The organism is Nocardia sp. NPDC056564 (assembly GCF_042793755.1).
Taxonomy (GTDB): domain Bacteria; phylum Actinomycetota; class Actinomycetes; order Mycobacteriales; family Mycobacteriaceae; genus Nocardia.
On sequence record NZ_JBHTUR010000034.1, the window covers coordinates 1 to 15,091 of the forward strand.

Sequence of the window (15,091 nt, forward strand, 5' to 3'; positions counted from 1 at the left end):
TGGGCCGCCAACGACCCCTACCTCCACGCCCAAGACCTCCACCACACCACCCTCTACATCAGCACCGGCACCGGACAACCAGGACCACTCGACACACCGGCCGCATTGCACGGCGACCTGATCCAATCGACCTGGCAGCTGCTGTTCGGCTCTCCGCTCGAAGCCGTCATGAATGTGTGCACCCATCAGCTGCGAGATCGCTTCGAGCAGTTGGGCATTCCCGCCACCTTCGACTTCCGCCCGATCGGTACGCACTCCTGGGGCTACTGGGAGCAGGACCTGCACAACTCCTGGCCCCAATTCGAAGCGGCCCTAGGCAAGCGATAGGGCGAGGATTCGCGGCCCGAATCCGCTACTCAGCAGCGAACACTGACCTGCCGGTCGTAGCCGTCGCGCAGGATGTACTCGCTTCCGTTGCTGTTCTCGGCGGTGATCTTCCAGTCCTGCCCGCCGATGTTGACGTGCTGGCCGTAGTGATATCCGTGGCCGCACACCGTATCCTGCCAAACATCCGCCTGCGCCGGCCCGGCGATTACCGCACAGCCCGCACCGGCGACGACGGCCATAACCCCTACGCGAAACAGCGTTTTCATTTACATGACCTCGGAATACGTTGTCGGAAAGTCATTTTCGACGGCCGCCAGGTGAGCGTAACGCGACGACGCCGACCGCCGCCAAGACCGACAACGATCTTGGCAGTTGCCCTGCCACCGTGGCAGTTGCACGGTCAGGGCGTCGTTTTCATGTGCGCCAGCGCGGTGATCATGCGGTCCGCGATATCCGGCGGCCACGGAAACGCGACGGTCGCCGCGCGCTGATGCGCGAGCCCGTGCAGGCCGAGCCATAGCCCGATGGTGTCGGCGGACAGATCGTCGCTGGTGGCCTGACCGGCATCGACGCAGTCCTGCAGCAGACCGGTGAGCAGGTGCAGGGTTACGTCGCCGAGCGAGGCGACCTCGGCCTCGGTCAGCGTGGTGTCGTCCAGCGCGGGCATCCACAGGCCGCCGAACATGGTGCGGTAGCGCTGCGGATAGTGCTCGGCGAACTCCAGGTACGCATGGCAGAGCACGAACAGGCGCTCCCGCGGATCGTCGCCCGTCGCGGCCAGCGCCGTGCGCAGGTGTTGCTCGAGTTCGGCGAACGCCTGCTGCACCACCGCCAGCATGATGGTCGGCTGATCGGGAAAATGCCGGTAGATCGAGGGCGCGGCGATCCCGACGCGCCGCGCGACGGATCGCAGCGTGACGGCCTTCTCGTCGCCTGTTTCATCGAGCACCTCGACGGCCGCGGCCACGATCTCGTCGCGCAGGCGGGCGCCTTCCCCGCGGCGGTTGCGTACGCGAGCGGGAGACTCGGTCAAGTTGTCTGCCATACCGTCAACTTACACCTGAAAACTTATCTGCGTTACCCCTTGATTCCGCAAAGCTAACGTGTGTATGTTTACGGACGTAACCACCTACTGAGCGCGGAGAACATCATGAACACCACCACTGTGACCACCGAGGTAGTGCTGCCAGGCAAGGTCGAGGCGACCGGCCTGCTGCTCCGAACCCGCGATCTGTCCGCGCCCCGCACCGGCCAGGTCGTCCTGCGGATGGACGCGACCGGCGTGTCCTTCGCCGAGCAGCAGATGCGCCGCGGCAAGTACTACGACCAGCCCCCGTTCCCCTTCGTTCCCGGTTACGACGTGGTCGGCACCGTGACCGCAGTCGGCCCTGGGGTCGATTCCGCGATGATCGGCCGCCGGTACGCCGCGGTGGTCAAGGTCGGCGGCTGGGCCAGCCACCTGCTGATCGACGCCGCGGACCTGGTGCCGATCCCGGACGGCGTCACCTCGGCCGCCGCGGAGACGGTCGTGGTCAACGGGATCACCGCCTGGCAGATGCTGCACCGGATGGCCGCGGTGCCGAGCGGCGCGACGATCGTGGTGCTCGGCGCCAACGGTGGCGTCGGTTCGACCCTGGTGCAGTTGGCCAGGCACGCCGGCATCCGGGTGATCGGCACGGCCTCGCCCCGGCATCACGAGATGATCCGCGAGCTGGGCGCGATCCCGGTGGACTACCGGGACCCGGAGATGTACCAGCGTATTCGGCAGCTCGCGCCGGACGGTGCCGACGCCGTGTTCGACCATGTCGGCGGCGCCGGCCTGGCTCAGTCCTGGGCGCTGCTGCGCAAGGGCGGCACGCTGGTGTCCTACGGCACCGCGGCGACCAAGGACGAGGACGGCAATTCCCAACTGCCGGTGCTGAAGTCGTTCGCGCGGCTGGCCGCCTGGAACTACCTGCCCAATGGCAAGAGCGCGCACTTCTACAACTTCTGGGCGGGCAAGCGCCGGCTCACCGCGTTCCGCAATCGGTTGCACGAGGACCTGGTCGAGGTGCTGCGACTGCTTGCCGACGGCGTATTGACCCCGCAGATCGCCGCGCAGTTCCCGCTCGCCGACGCCGCGCAAGCGCTCGCGCTCGCCGAATCGCGCACGGTCGCGGGCAAGGTCGTCATCACCGTATAGCCGATCACCCAGTCAGTTCAACCCTGTTCATAATCAAAGGAATTCAGCGATGGCCACCATGACCCTCTCCGCTCCGCCCGTCCCCGTCCTCGACCGGCCCGGCGAGGTCGACAACCGCGCCACCTATCTCAGCTTCGCGTTCGCGTACGTGTTCGGCCACGGCGCCGCAGCATTGTCGAAAGGTTCCGATCCGGCGCTCGGCCTGCCGGGCTGGCTGCCGATGGCTCTGCTCGGCGCCGGCCTCGCCGCCGGCACCGTGTTCGCGACCCTGGCCGCGCTGCGTGCTCAGCGCGCTGCCGACGCCCCGGATGTCCTGTCCGGCAAGCTGCTCGGCGTCTCCTGGGCCAGCGCGTTCGCCGCCCTGTTCCTCGTCATCACCGGCATCACCTCCCTGCTGGACCGACCCGACCTGCAAGGCGTGCTCTGGCCCGTCGGCTCCGGTCTCATCGTCGGCCTGCTCTACCTCGGCGAAGGCGCCGCCCGCCGCAATGTCCTGCACTACTGCCTCGGCACGTGGCTCGCCCTGGTATCCACCGGCGCACTCCTGCTCGGCACCCCCAACCTGTTCTGGGTGCTCACCCTCGGTGGCGGAGGCGGCTACGCCGTCGCGACCGTCCTCGAACGTCGCCGGCTCGCGGCGTTGCGCTGAAAACCGTTGCCCCATCGACCGAACCCGAATGTCCGGAGTCCCACAAGCTCCGGACATTCCGCTGTCATCGGTGCCCGCCCTGTACTCGGCCCTGTACGAGTTGCAATACCTGAAGCACGCTGCCGGCGAAGTTCTGGAGGTCGCGCAGGTCCGGGAAACCGCCGTGGGGGTCGGTCAGGGCACTCAGATCGAGGTTGGTCGCGGTGAAGAAGAAGGCATAGCTCTTGCCTCGGACGGCCGCGTCGAGCTTGGGCGTGATCGTGTGCAGTCGATCGAAGAGGAGTTCGAAGTTGTCGCCGGTCGCGGCGAGTGCGCTCATCAGCTGACGGGTGTTGACCAGGAGGGTGCCGAGTTGGCTGCCGGTGGTGTTCGCGTAGTCGCCGAGCGCGGCCGTCGTGATCGACACCTTGGTCAGCAAATCGGCGACGGCCCGGTTGTTTTCGGCGATCGAGCCGATCAGCCGAGGCAGCGTGTCGGCCACCGCACCGAGCTCTACCCGGCGAGCCGCTACCGTGTTCGCCAGCGTGCTGAACTCCCGCAGTACGCCATCGACTTTCGCGCTGTTGGCGTGCAAACCATCGACCACGCCGGTCATTTCGGCGATCAGCCGGGACAGCTCACCGCCGCGTCCACCGACGATCGAGTCCAGCTCCGAGGTCAGCTTGCCGAGCCGCACCAGGCCACCACCGTCGAACAGCAGCGAGACCGTGATCAGCAGCTGCTCGACGGTCGCCCCCGCGGAGGTCTGGTCCGGGCCGATCGTGTCTCCGTCGCCGAGTATCCGCACGCCCGGTCCGGCTCTCGGCCTCGACACCGCGACGAACATATCCTCGAGCGGAGCCGCCTGCCGCAACTCGGCGGTGCTGCCCTCGGGGAGCTCGATATCCTTGCGGATGGTCAGGTCGACGATCGCCTGGAAGTTCTTGGTCCTGATGCCGGAGACCACCCCGACGTCGGAACCGCCGATCTTCACCTTGGCCCGGTCCGGCAGATTCAGCGCGCTCTCGAACACCGCGTGGATCGTGTAGGTCTCGCCGCCGACACCCGGCATGGGCAGCGGCAGCCTGTCCACCGTGAGACCGCACCCGGTGCTGATCGCCACCAGGGCCGCCGTCACCACGACCATGAAAGTCCTTCGTATGTCGAGTGTTTCGGGTCTCCCGGGCACCGTCAACTCCCCTCGCCATGGCTCGGACATTACCAGCGGGACGATGCCCGACGCGGCGGAATTGAAGGGTCAACTGGACCAACGCCCAAGAGCAGCGGTCCGCTGGGTGACACGAAGTCCTGACTTCACGGGACGCCGAACCTACGCTCCCGCCAAGGGCTCGAACTCCGCGACGAATGGGGGCACTCATGTTCACCGGACGCACAGTGTGGCCATCCAACCAACCCGCCGCCGCGCCCGCATTGGCGGTGTACAACAACCGGCTGGTCATGGTGTGGTCGACGCAAAGCGGCACCATGTACACCGCATCGGGCATGGAAACCGACGGCGTGGTGAATGCGAAACCGCTGCCGGCGGATTTCAGCTTGCAGCGCCCGTCGCTGGCGGCACACGCCCAGACCGGCCTGCTGTACCTCGGTTACGCCCGCACCGACGGCAAGATGTGGCTCGCCTGGTCGAACAACGGTTTCGACTATCAGGATCGGCGGGAGTGGCTGGAGGCGCCGATCGGCGGACCGGCGATGCAGTCCGACAACGTGTCGATGTGGTTGAGCTACACCGCGCAGCGCGACCTGAGCCTCTGCGCGGTGCAGTCGCAGAATCCGCCGTTCAGCAGTTATGGCAGGTCGCCGCAGCCCACCGAATACAGCATCGATACACCGGGATTGGTGATCCATCAGTCCAGGGGTGTGCTGCTGGCCTGGACGGGCATGGACAGCGCGAACAATCTGAACGCGCGCTACATCGGCGTCAACGTCCCGCCGACCAGGGCTACTTTCACCGATCGGCTCATCGGTGGCCCGAATCTGTTCACCCTCGGTGGCCGCTATGTGGCGGGATATACCGGCAAGAACACCAATATGTACCTGCTATTCGGTGTCGACAATCTCGACGAGAACCAGACCGAGCGCTGGAAATTCGCCGATACCAGCCCGTGGCCGCCCGCGGTCGCGACCATCAACGGGGTCACCTACGTCGCCTGGTTCGGCACCGACGGCCAGAACAAACTCAACTTCGCCGACCTCAATTCCATGCCGACCATCTACCGCGGCGGCAGTGGATAGTCGAATCCACCTGTCGGAAGCGGCTTCTCAGCCGTTCCCGTACATGCGCTCCGGGGTGACGAGAACGACCGCGCGGCGATCGGCGGCCATTACCCGGTCGTACTCGTCCCAGTCATCGTGCGTGCCGCCCGCCGCGGTGAACACCTCGCGAAGCAGCACTCGCAACCGTTCACCGTCGATACCCGGCGCCTCGTCGTCGGGGCCCACGATCCATACCGGCCCCTCGACCGCCGCCCAGGCCCACCCGACCCGCGCGACCACCGTCATCCGCGCTCGCGCCCGCAGGTTCTCCAATTTCCTTGTGCCACCGCGGATCACCATCCCCACCACCTGCTCACCGGTCTGCGGATGGGCCAGCACACCCGCGTTCACCAGCGAGGAGTGCACGGTGCCGTCGGCACGCGAGGTGGAGACGACACAGAGGCCATGATCGCCGTCGATCAGCCGAGCAAAGTCCGCGATATCGGTCACGGAGGAGAGTCTACGGACCGGACGCGTCCGGTCCGTGGGGTAGCGCCCGCCCGGTGCCCGCCGCGCGGTGACCGTAGCCGGTGAACAGGCCGCGTGCGAGTTCGTCGAATAGCCGGCTGACCCCGCGTACCGCGCCCGGTCGTGGCGAAATGGTGGTTACGCGAGGACACTGGGGCAAAGCGCTGAATTCACCCCCAGGAGCACTGTGATGGCATCCGATAAACCTTTTGGGATCGGTCCGGAAGAATTCGAACGCGCGCTGCGGGAGGCGGGGATCGAAATCCGCGACCTCCTCGGAAAGGCGGGCGAGTACGTCGATCGCAGCGGCGTGAACACGCTGGCGTCGCTGTTCGGTCAGTTCGTGCAGCCGGAGCGGCCGCGGACGACGAAACCGGAGGACGAGACCACCGGCGAGACCGGCAGCGGGGTGTGGGTCATCTACAGCATCGTCGACGACGGCGAGGCCAGGATCGAGCAGGTGTTCCCGAGCGAGCTCGAGGCCCTGCGCGCACATCGGGACAACACCGACGAACGGCGGCGCGTGCGCTTCCTGCCCTACGGTGTTCCCGCGACCGCGCTGGACACCCCCTGACCCCGGTCGACTGACCTCGATCGCTGGCGAGGGCCGATACGCGAGACCTACCATGCGGGCACCGGCTTCGAGCCACGCCCGGATGGAGGAGCACGATGACCATCTCGTTCGACGGTCCGCCCATCGAGATCGACACGCGCCCCGCGGTTCTCGACCAGTTCACGGTCGACGAGACCGGGCAGGCCGGGCAACGACCGGCCGGAGTCGCCTACCCGGCCGATGCGGACGAGGTGGCCGCGCTGGTCCGCTGGGCGCGGGCGACGCGAACTCCGCTCATCTCCCGCGGCGCCGGAACCAGCCTGGAAGGGCATCTGCTCGCGCAGGGCAACGAGCTGATCGTCGACCTGTCCCAGGCGAATTCGATTCTGGGCATCTCCCCCGTCGATTTCACCGCGACGGTACAACCCGGCGTCACCCGCACCCAACTCAACGCGGCGACCGCGGAATCAGGTCTGCAATTCACGGTCGACCCCGGCGCCGACGCTTCCCTCGGCGGAATGGCCGCGACCAATGCCAGCGGCACCACCACCGTGCGCTACGGCGGCATGCATGCGAATGTGCTTGCCCTGCAGGCGGTTCTCGCCGACGGCACAATCGTGCGACTCGGCCGTGCGGTCCGCAAGTCGTCCAGCGGCTACGACCTCAAGGACCTGCTCATCGGCTCCGCCGGGACGCTCGGCATCATCACCGAACTGACCGTTCGCCTGCATCCGATTCCGGAATGGATACGCTCGCTGCGCGTTTCGTTCCCCACCGTGTCCGCCGCCGTCGATGCCGCGCTGGACATGATCGGCGCGGCGCTGCCGGTGAGCAGGCTGGAGCTGGTGGACGCGCCGGGCATGATCGCGCTCAACGAGTTTCGCAACGCCGGCTACGCCGAGACACCGGCCTTGTTCATCGATATCGAATCCTCGTCCGAGCCGGCGGGCGCTGCCGAGGAGCAGGAGATCCAGCGGATCGTGCGGGCCCACAACGCCCTCGATATCGCGGCCGCACGCAGCCACACCGAGCGGCACGCGCTCTGGGAGGACCGGCACAACCTCTTCTTCGCGCTCAAGGCACGCCACCCGGGCAGTCGATTCCTGGTGACCGACACCGCCGTCCCCTACGCACAACTCGCCGCCGCGGTCGACACCGCGACCCGGACCGGGGCGGAGCTCGGCTTGGACGTCAGCGTGGCCGGGCACATCGGCGACGGCAATGTGCACACCATCGTCCCCTACACCGACCTCAATTATGCTGCGGTGCAAGACTTCTCCGCCCGCCTGGTGCATCACGCACTCGCCGTCGGCGGAACCGCGACCGGCGAGCACGGCATCGGCCTCACCAAGAAGAGGTACCTGCGCGAGGAGCACGGCGCGGCCGTCGATCTCATGATCGCGATCAAGCGCACGCTCGACCCCCTCGGTCTGTTCAATCCCGGGAAGGTGTTCGACGCGTAAACGCAGTCGACACCCGTGCGCCGCGCGGATAGAACGGAGACGTGACTTCTCCTCATCTCGATCGAGCACGCGCCATCCTCCGCGACACCCCGGTGGTGGACGGCCACAACGATCTGCCCTGGGCCATGCGCACCGAGGCCGGATACGATCTCGACGCCATCGATCTGGCGACCGATCAGACCGGACGCCTGCACACCGATCTCGACCGGCTCCGGGCCGGCGGCGTGGGCGCGCAATTCTGGTCGGTGTACGTACCGAGCAGCTTGACCGGCGACACCGCCGTCAGCGCCACCCTCGAACAGATCGACTTCGTCCGGGCGCTGATCGATCGCTTCCCCGATCGGCTGCAATCGGCCGCCACCGCCGACGATATGGAGGCCGCGCGCGCGGCGGGCCGGATCGCCTCGTTGATCGGCGCCGAGGGCGGGCACAGCATCAACAGCTCGCTCGCGACGCTGCGCACCCTGCATCAGCTCGGCGTTCGGTACCTGACCCTCACGCACAACGACAACGTGCCGTGGGCGGATTCGGCCACCGATGAACCGAAGGCCGGTGGACTGACCGCCTTCGGCGAAGAGGTCGTGCGGGAGATGAACCGCGTCGGCATGCTGGTCGATCTGTCGCACGTCTCGCCCGACACCATGCGCGCGGCGATCGCGGTTTCCGAAGCACCGGTGATCTTCTCGCACTCCTGCGCCCGTGCGATCTGCGACCACCCGCGCAATATCCCCGACGATGTCCTGGCCACGCTGCCCGCGAACGGCGGCGTCGCGATGACCGCGTTCGTCGCGTACTTCCTGGCGCCCGCCGCCAAGGATTGGGCGGCCGCGGCCGACGAATACGTGCTGAGCCAAGGGTTCCACCGGATGGACTGGTCGCCGGAGGCGATGGCATGCCGCGGGCGGTTCGAGGCCACTCACCCGCGCCCGCGGGTGACATCGGCGGCGGTGGCCGATCATCTCGATCACGTGCGCGACATCGTCGGCATCGACCACATCGGTCTCGGCGGCGACTTCGACGGCACCGATTACCTGCCCTCGGATCTCGGTGATGTCGCCGGCTACCCGGGTCTGATCGCCGAACTACTCGGCCGCGGCTGGTCCGACTCCGATATCGGAAAACTGACCTGGCACAACGCCGTCCGTGTCCTTCGCGACGCGGAAGAGGTAGCGAAAAGCCTGCAGCGCAGCCGTAAACCATCCATCGCCACCATCGACCAGCTCGACAGTGCCGCGATACGCCGCAATGAACCTTCCAGCCAGGCGGATGCCTGATCCCACGTAAGCGCAAGGACCGCTGTGCGGCTCGGCGCGCGGCCCGCAGGACGCGCGACTGATCACCGACGCGCCGATGCCGGTCCCCGGCCGGGCGGGGTGACGGCGATCGCCCGCCACGCGGCGCCGAAAGGAGTGAAGTCGGCCCGCCGAGCGGTCAGGTGCGGGATCATGGGGTCAGTCGGGTGATAGGGAGTTCCGTTATGGCGCAACCGATTAGCTGGAGCAGGAGTCGTTTTCGAGGGTGCTTCGCGGCCGTTGTGGCGTTGTTCTTGGTGGCTGCGGGGTTCGCGGGGGTGTCGGCCGGGGCGACGCCCGGGTTGACGGCGGAGCAATTGGCCGGGCAGCGGGTGATCTATTCGTATCCGGGGCTGGTTCCACCGGAATCGTTGTTCGACGATATCCGGGCCGGGTGGGCGGCTGGAGTGATCTTCTTCGGTGAGAACATCGCGAGTACCGAGCAGATCGCCGGGGTGGTCGCCCGGTTGCGGCGGGCCCAGGCCGAGAGTCCGATCTCGGCACCGCTGTTGTTGATGACGGACCAGGAGGGTGGGCTGGTGCGGCGGCTGCCGGGCGAGCCGGTGCTTTCGGCGAAGCAGGTCGGCCAGTCCGCGAATTCGCTCGGGACCGCGGTCAGCACGGGGTTCGGCGCGGGAAACACCCTGCGCGGGGCGGGGATGAACGTGAATCTCGCACCGGTGCTCGATGTCTACGACACGCCTGGCAACTTCATCGACCGTACTCAACGCTCCTACAGTGACAACCCGCTGGTCGTGGCCGCGCTCGGCTCGGCGTTCATCGCGGCTCAGCAGTCCACCGGTATCGCGGCCACGGCCAAGCACTTTCCCGGCCTCGGCTCCGCTCCGGCCGACGCGAACACTGACCTCGGCCCGGTCACGCTTCCGGTGAGCCGGTCCACGCTGTGGTCGCGCGACGAGGTCCCGTACTCGGTGGCCGTGGTCGCGGGAGTCAAGCTGGTGATGATGTCCTGGGCCGTCTACCCGGCCCTGGACGCGGACCGCCCGGCCGGTCTGTCGGCCACGATCGTCAACCAGGAGTTGCGCGGCCGCACCGGCTTCCGTGGTGTGACCATCACCGATGCGCTGGAAGCCGGCGCGCTGAGCGCATTCGGCGACACCGGGCAACGCGCGGTGACCGCCGCGGCCGCCGGACTGGACCTGATCCTGTGCTCGGCCCGCGACCTCAACCAAGGTCGCGACGCCACAACGGCTTTGGCCGAGGCCTATACCAGCGGCCGGCTCGATCCGGCGGCCTTCCGCGCGGCCGTCGGCCGCGTCGATGCCCTGCGCGCCGGACTCGGGTGACCAACGCGAGACCGACCGGCCGGGCAGACATCATCGAACAAGTCCAGGAGGTGCCGATGGCGGCATTCGAGGCGATCCAAGCCGATTTCTTTCGATTCACTCAGGAGATCGTGTGGTGCACAGTCACTTCGGTGAGCGGCGACGGCCGCCCGCGGTCCCGGATCCTGCATCCGCTCTGGGAGATGCGCGACGGCCGCCCGGTCGGCTGGATCGCGACCGGTAAGACACCGGTGAAGGCCCGGCATCTGGCGGCCAATCCGGTTGTGGCGTTTTCCTATTGGAGCCCGGCGCAGCATGTCGTGCAGGGCGAGGCGGTCGCCACCTGGGTCGAGGACGTGGCGGTGAAGCACCGGATCTGGGATCTGTTCATGACGACTCCGCCGCCGCTCGGTTACGACCTACGCCTGTTCACCCCCGACGGCCCCGCCAGCCCGAAATTCTCCCTGTTGCGGCTGGATCCCGAGCGCGTTCAGGTCCTCGACGGCGCCGAATTCCCGACCAACTTCACGCCCCGCGTTGCCGTGCTCGGACCACCCCCGGTGCCGGTATCGGCCGAATTGCCCAGGCACTAGCAGCGACCGGCAGGCCATCTCGGTGCTCAGGGGCGGGGCAATTGGAGACGCACGATCCAGCCGCCGTCCGGCAGTGCGTGTGCCGTCACCGTTCCGCCGAGCAGTTGCGCGCGTTGGCGTAGACCGGCGAGACCGGAGCCCGCGCCGGGCAGATCGACCGGCGGCGCGTCGGACTCAGCGTTCGTAATCGACACTGTCACAGCACGATCCGTGTGGGCGGAGGCGATGGTCACGGCCGCGCCGGGGGCGTGCTTGTGCACGTTGGTCAGCGCCTCCTGGATGGTGCGGTAGATGGCACGCTCGCCGGCCGGCGTCAGATTCGACGGCAGCTCGCCGATCAGTTCGATCGGTACGGCGCTGCTGCTCAGCAGCGCCGGAAGCTGATCGATGGACGGCTGCGGACTGATCTCCCCCGCCGCGGCGGGGGCGCGCAGGACCTTCACCATGTGCCGCAGTTCATCCAGGGTGTTGACGCTGAGCTTGCGAATCACCTCCGCGGCCGAGCGGGCGTCGACGTCGGAGCTCACCATCTGCAAGGCCCCGGCCTGCACCGCGATGAGACTCACCTGATGCGACACCACATCGTGCATCTCCCTGGCCAGTTCGGCGCGTTCGCGATCCCGCGCGGCCGCCACCTGCAGCTCGCGTTCGTGCGCGTAGACACGATCGATCTCGTCCATCTGCCGGGCCAGCCGGTGTCGCGTCGCCACCAGCCACCCGAGCGCCGCCGGGCCCGCGCCGACCAGCGTGGCGAAAATTATTTGATGGAGCAGGAATTCGAGATCGCTCAACCGGAAGTCGCCGGTGGGCGAGGTGTACAGACAGGAGGACCCGAGCAGAACGGCGAACACCGCGACGATCCACCGCGGCGCCGCGCCGCGCGCCACCGAGTACAGCGCCGCCATCGGCGCCAGCAGCGCCCCGACCAGTATCGTCCCCGGCAGCGTGCATGCGAACGCGACGATCGGCGCATACCGGCGCACGAGCAACGCCGCCGCGGTGAGCAGCGCGACGCCGATCTCCCACATGGCAAGGGGCACATCGCGATTGCACCAGACATCGAAGGCCCCGATCGCGGCCAGAACCAGGTCGACGGCGACGGGCAGGACCCGTTCGCGGCCGCTCATGGCAGGTCGGCGCGAAGGAGGCCGGCCCGCTCGGCGATCAGCGCCGCCTGCACCCGGGTGCTGATGTCGAGTTTGGCGAAAATCGCACTGACGGAATCTTTTACGGTCCCCATGCTCACATGCAGGCGCACACCGATGTCCGCGTTGGACAGGCCGTCCGCGATGAGCACGACGATGTCGCGTTCCCGATCGGTCAGCCGCCGCACCAGCTCGGGCGCCCCGGTGTCGATCGGGTCGAGATAGCTTTCGACCACCGCCTTGGTCACCTTGGGCGACAGCACCACTGCCCCGCCGGCCAGCGCCCTGACCATCGCGCCGAGGTGCTGCGGCTCGGTGTCCTTGAGGATGAAACCGGAAGCGCCCCTGCGCAATGCGTCGGCGATGTACTCGTCCGCGGCGAACGTGGTCAGCATGGCCACGGTCGGCGGCTGCGGCGCCTCGAGCAGTTTCGACAGAATGTGCAGCCCGTCGACATTCGGCATCCGGATATCGAGCAGCACGACCTGCGGTGCCGCGGCCCGAATCGCGGACAGCGCGCCCACGCCATCGCTGGCGACGACGACTTCGATGTCGTCGGCGGCGCCGAGGATCAGCGTGAAACCCGATCGCACGAGCGCCTCGTCGTCCACTATTGCCACGCGGATCATGAGCACACTTTCATCAACGAGATCTCCGCCCAGGTTGCCCCGGCAGCGGCCGAGTGGCTAGCGCGGATCACCAATAGCGGCCGTCCGGCGCGGGTGTTCCAGCCGCACGGCGGGGGTCGTCATCCGGTCGGCTGGAGGGCGGGCGCGACGGGGCGCGACGGCGGCTCGGCCGGGCGCAGCGTCCGGGCCAGTTCGGCGCGCATCCATTGCAGCCGTTCGATGGTCGCGGCGAGGTCGGCGTCCAGGGCGCGCACGGATTGTTCGGACGGTCCCGACTCGTCCATCCGGCCGATCTGGGCCAGTGAGAAGCCCAGATCGGCAAGGTATTTGACCCGTCGCAGGCGAGCCAGGTGGGTCTCGTCGTAGCGCTTGTAGCCGTTGCGCTGGCGTTCGGGTTCGGCCAGCAGGCCGAGGTCGTGATAGTGCCGCACGGTGCGGATGCTGGTGCCGGCGAGTTCGGCGAGCCTGCGGGTGCTCCAAGCCACGGTATCCACTCCTGCCCGAGGATCACCGGGCGATCGGAAGATTGCCGGTCTGCCGCAGCGCATTCGTGCCGCAGTGTATTTCGCCGCCCCCGACGTGCAGCGTTTCCCACTCGTCGACGTAGCGCACCGATACTCCGGCGGAGCGGTAGGCCTCGGTGACCGCGGTCTCGAAGATGTCCCGCCCGTCGACGACCGGACCCCATTGCCGCGGCGCGATGTAGTTCGCCGCGTTGATCAGCACCCCGTTGACGGCGCCCGGGTAGAAGCTCACCAGCGCGTCCGGTTCGTCGTCGATGCCGACGGAGAGCTCGTAGAGACCTGGAATGCGCACGAAGTCTTCGGGTTTCGTGCCGGTCTCCTGGGACACGCGCTGCACGTTCTCGTCGATCTTGCGGGCCGCGAATTCGTTGTCGGCGACGAAGCGCTGGTCGGCCAGGACGTTGTCGATGGTCCGGTCGGGTGCGCCCGGGTGGGAGAACGCCCGTTCCGCACCGTGACCGGCTCGTTGCTGCGCACGCAGCAGCTCGAGCCCGCGCCGCGGATCGGAGACCGCCGGCCGCCATCCTCGACCGGACGGAGCAGGCAGGAACTGGATGAATTCGTCGACGTGGCCGACCACGAGCCAGGTGGTGTCCAAGGTCAATGGCGGCTGAATCTGCTGGGCGGCAAAGAATTTCTGCAATTCCGGGCTGCCGGTGGCGGCGTCGTTGCGGTTGCCGGTGCCGATGATCACCCGGCCCTGCGGAAACTCGTTCCCGTTGTGGGTATAGGGCGGGATGGTCTCGACATTACCGAACGAATCCACGTGCCGATCACCGGCGCCGCCGATCTGGATCACGCCCATACCGGGACCGCGCAGATCGAATACGGACCTGCCGCCTGCACGCTCGGGTTGCGGCGAGCGAATCGCGACGCGCAGCGAAACGGTCTTTCCGCCCGGCCCCGGCATCGATACGTAGCCGAACTCGACGAAGTCCTGCGCCCAGGTGTCGTCGGTGTCCATCCTGATCAGCGGCGCGGTCACGCCACCGGCTCGCGCGGCCGTGGTCAGGTCGCCGACGAACCGGTCATACGCCGGGTCGTTGTCGCTCGACGGGATCACCAACGCCTCGGCGTTCTGGTTGTGACTGTGCAGGAGGACCGGAGCCACGCGAAGGGCGATATCGTCGGTGACCGTTCGGCCGCCGGTGCGGACGGTGAACCGAATGGTGACGGAGCCGTCCCAGACCGCCCGGTCGCGCACGACATCTCGCGAGTCGACGCCCAGGGTGGCGCCGTCGCGCAATTCGGCTTCGGTCAGACTGTCCTCGGATCCCAGTCTGATCCAGGAGTCTTGCCGTTTGACGAAGACGCGGATCTTGTCGGCGCCGACGCCTACCGGTGCCACCCCGCCGGTCATGCCGTCGACGCCGCGCCCGACCGGCATGGTCATCATGGGGGCCAGGTAGTCCGGTGCGCGCGCGGCATCGTCGGCCGCGTCGTGACACCCGGCGAGTTCGGCGTCGGAGACCTGGCTTCGGCTCGATGGGCAACGCCGCGCCACATCGCCGATGTTCGGGAGCACGATCGCGCCGTATTCGGCGGTCCACTTACCTTTTTCGATTCCGGCGCCGACATCTTTCCCGTCGACCACGCCGTCTCGATTGGTATCGGCGCGAATATCGGCGACGAGCCGATCCTCCGCCGTTGCCGAACAACCTGTCAGGACCAACACGGCAACGCCGGCGATCAACCAGATCCTACGATATACCGGGCCGAATATCGTT

15 protein-coding genes and 2 pseudogenes are annotated in these 15,091 nt (G+C 67.5%); 9 read left to right on the plus strand and 8 right to left on the minus strand.

What is annotated here, in order from left to right; all coding sequences use genetic code 11:
* Positions 1-327 (plus strand): annotated as a pseudogene (locus ACFQ9K_RS43555) (esterase family protein); the annotation flags it as partial.
* Positions 328-356: 29 nt separating this feature from the next.
* Here ACFQ9K_RS43555 and ACFQ9K_RS43560 read toward each other — a convergent pair.
* Together ACFQ9K_RS43560 and ACFQ9K_RS43565 are read right to left on the minus strand one after the other, a co-directional pair.
* Positions 357-566 carry a hypothetical protein gene (locus tag ACFQ9K_RS43560; protein ID WP_378722362.1) on the minus strand — a complete coding sequence of 70 codons (210 nt, stop codon included), beginning with the start codon at positions 564-566 and terminating at the stop codon, positions 357-359.
* A gap of 161 nt (positions 567-727) precedes the next feature.
* Positions 728-1,372 carry a TetR/AcrR family transcriptional regulator gene (locus ACFQ9K_RS43565; protein ID WP_378722363.1) on the minus strand — a complete coding sequence of 215 codons (645 nt, stop codon included), beginning with the start codon at positions 1,370-1,372 and terminating at the stop codon, positions 728-730.
* Positions 1,373-1,477: 105 nt separating this feature from the next.
* On the opposite strand from ACFQ9K_RS43565, the gene ACFQ9K_RS43570 reads away from it, so the two are divergent.
* Entirely contained in the window at positions 1,478-2,509 is a 1,032-nt protein-coding gene (locus ACFQ9K_RS43570; RefSeq protein ID WP_378722365.1) for a medium chain dehydrogenase/reductase family protein, read from the plus strand.
* A 49-nt stretch (positions 2,510-2,558) separates the two neighbouring features.
* A complete protein-coding gene (locus tag ACFQ9K_RS43575) occupies positions 2,559-3,158 on the plus strand; it encodes an ABC transporter permease (RefSeq protein WP_378722366.1) in 600 nt (199 codons plus the stop codon).
* Between the two features lie 64 nt (positions 3,159-3,222).
* Here the strand turns inward: ACFQ9K_RS43575 and ACFQ9K_RS43580 are convergent, their stop codons facing one another.
* The gene (locus ACFQ9K_RS43580) at positions 3,223-4,284 is read right to left on the minus strand and encodes an MCE family protein (protein WP_378722367.1); all 1,062 of its coding nucleotides are present in this window, start codon (positions 4,282-4,284) and stop codon (positions 3,223-3,225) included.
* Between the two features lie 230 nt (positions 4,285-4,514).
* On the opposite strand from ACFQ9K_RS43580, the gene ACFQ9K_RS43585 reads away from it, so the two are divergent.
* On the plus strand, positions 4,515-5,390 hold the full coding sequence (locus ACFQ9K_RS43585; RefSeq protein ID WP_378722369.1) for a hypothetical protein: 876 nt from the start codon (positions 4,515-4,517) through the stop codon (positions 5,388-5,390).
* 27 nt (positions 5,391-5,417) lie between these two features.
* Here the strand turns inward: ACFQ9K_RS43585 and ACFQ9K_RS43590 are convergent, their stop codons facing one another.
* Positions 5,418-5,861, minus strand: coding sequence for a pyridoxamine 5'-phosphate oxidase (locus tag ACFQ9K_RS43590; RefSeq protein WP_378722370.1), 444 nt, complete (start codon positions 5,859-5,861; stop codon positions 5,418-5,420).
* A gap of 208 nt (positions 5,862-6,069) precedes the next feature.
* Here ACFQ9K_RS43590 and ACFQ9K_RS43595 point away from each other — a divergent pair, with 208 nt between their 5' ends.
* From ACFQ9K_RS43595 to ACFQ9K_RS43615, 5 genes are all read left to right on the plus strand, one after another.
* A complete protein-coding gene (locus ACFQ9K_RS43595; protein ID WP_378722371.1) occupies positions 6,070-6,453 on the plus strand; it encodes a hypothetical protein in 384 nt (127 codons plus the stop codon).
* A 95-nt stretch (positions 6,454-6,548) separates the two neighbouring features.
* Positions 6,549-7,895 (plus strand): FAD-binding oxidoreductase, encoded by a 1,347-nt coding sequence (locus tag ACFQ9K_RS43600; RefSeq protein ID WP_378722372.1) that lies wholly within the window; start codon positions 6,549-6,551, stop codon positions 7,893-7,895.
* Between the two features lie 41 nt (positions 7,896-7,936).
* Positions 7,937-9,169 carry a dipeptidase gene (locus ACFQ9K_RS43605; protein ID WP_378722374.1) on the plus strand — a complete coding sequence of 411 codons (1,233 nt, stop codon included), beginning with the start codon at positions 7,937-7,939 and terminating at the stop codon, positions 9,167-9,169.
* 260 nt (positions 9,170-9,429) lie between these two features.
* Positions 9,430-10,494 carry a glycoside hydrolase family 3 N-terminal domain-containing protein gene (locus tag ACFQ9K_RS43610; RefSeq protein WP_378984502.1) on the plus strand — a complete coding sequence of 355 codons (1,065 nt, stop codon included), beginning with the start codon at positions 9,430-9,432 and terminating at the stop codon, positions 10,492-10,494.
* Between the two features lie 56 nt (positions 10,495-10,550).
* Entirely contained in the window at positions 10,551-11,066 is a 516-nt protein-coding gene (locus ACFQ9K_RS43615) for a pyridoxamine 5'-phosphate oxidase family protein (protein WP_378722376.1), read from the plus strand.
* Positions 11,067-11,092: 26 nt separating this feature from the next.
* Here ACFQ9K_RS43615 and ACFQ9K_RS43620 read toward each other — a convergent pair whose 3' ends face one another.
* From ACFQ9K_RS43620 to ACFQ9K_RS43635, 4 genes and pseudogenes are all read right to left on the minus strand, one after another.
* On the minus strand, positions 11,093-12,193 hold the full coding sequence (locus ACFQ9K_RS43620) for a sensor histidine kinase (RefSeq protein ID WP_378722377.1): 1,101 nt from the start codon (positions 12,191-12,193) through the stop codon (positions 11,093-11,095).
* A complete protein-coding gene (locus ACFQ9K_RS43625) occupies positions 12,190-12,840 on the minus strand; it encodes a response regulator (RefSeq protein ID WP_378722378.1) in 651 nt (216 codons plus the stop codon). The genes ACFQ9K_RS43620 and ACFQ9K_RS43625 overlap by 4 nt, the downstream gene beginning before the upstream one ends.
* A 182-nt stretch (positions 12,841-13,022) precedes the next feature.
* Positions 13,023-13,325 (minus strand): annotated as a pseudogene (locus tag ACFQ9K_RS43630) (MerR family transcriptional regulator); the annotation flags it as partial.
* A gap of 22 nt (positions 13,326-13,347) precedes the next feature.
* Positions 13,348-15,039 carry a protein-arginine deiminase domain-containing protein gene (locus ACFQ9K_RS43635; protein ID WP_378722379.1) on the minus strand — a complete coding sequence of 564 codons (1,692 nt, stop codon included), beginning with the start codon at positions 15,037-15,039 and terminating at the stop codon, positions 13,348-13,350.
* Positions 15,040-15,091 lie beyond the last annotated feature (52 nt).

Bases quoted from the DNA above. Each gene is read 5' to 3' on its own strand.
- ACFQ9K_RS43560 (WP_378722362.1), bottom strand. From the start codon at position 566: ATGGCCGTCGTCGCCGGTGCGGGCTGTGCGGTAATCGCCGGGCCGGCG.
- ACFQ9K_RS43565 (WP_378722363.1), bottom strand. From the start codon at position 1,372: ATGGCAGACAACTTGACCGAGTCTCCCGCTCGCGTACGCAACCGCCGC.
- ACFQ9K_RS43570 (WP_378722365.1), top strand. From the start codon at position 1,478: ATGAACACCACCACTGTGACCACCGAGGTAGTGCTGCCAGGCAAGGTC.
- ACFQ9K_RS43575 (WP_378722366.1), top strand. From the start codon at position 2,559: ATGGCCACCATGACCCTCTCCGCTCCGCCCGTCCCCGTCCTCGACCGG.
- ACFQ9K_RS43580 (WP_378722367.1), bottom strand. From the start codon at position 4,284: ATGGTCGTGGTGACGGCGGCCCTGGTGGCGATCAGCACCGGGTGCGGT.
- ACFQ9K_RS43585 (WP_378722369.1), top strand. From the start codon at position 4,515: ATGTTCACCGGACGCACAGTGTGGCCATCCAACCAACCCGCCGCCGCG.
- ACFQ9K_RS43595 (WP_378722371.1), top strand. From the start codon at position 6,070: ATGGCATCCGATAAACCTTTTGGGATCGGTCCGGAAGAATTCGAACGC.
- ACFQ9K_RS43600 (WP_378722372.1), top strand. From the start codon at position 6,549: ATGACCATCTCGTTCGACGGTCCGCCCATCGAGATCGACACGCGCCCC.
- ACFQ9K_RS43615 (WP_378722376.1), top strand. From the start codon at position 10,551: ATGGCGGCATTCGAGGCGATCCAAGCCGATTTCTTTCGATTCACTCAG.
- ACFQ9K_RS43620 (WP_378722377.1), bottom strand. From the start codon at position 12,193: ATGAGCGGCCGCGAACGGGTCCTGCCCGTCGCCGTCGACCTGGTTCTG.
- ACFQ9K_RS43625 (WP_378722378.1), bottom strand. From the start codon at position 12,840: ATGATCCGCGTGGCAATAGTGGACGACGAGGCGCTCGTGCGATCGGGT.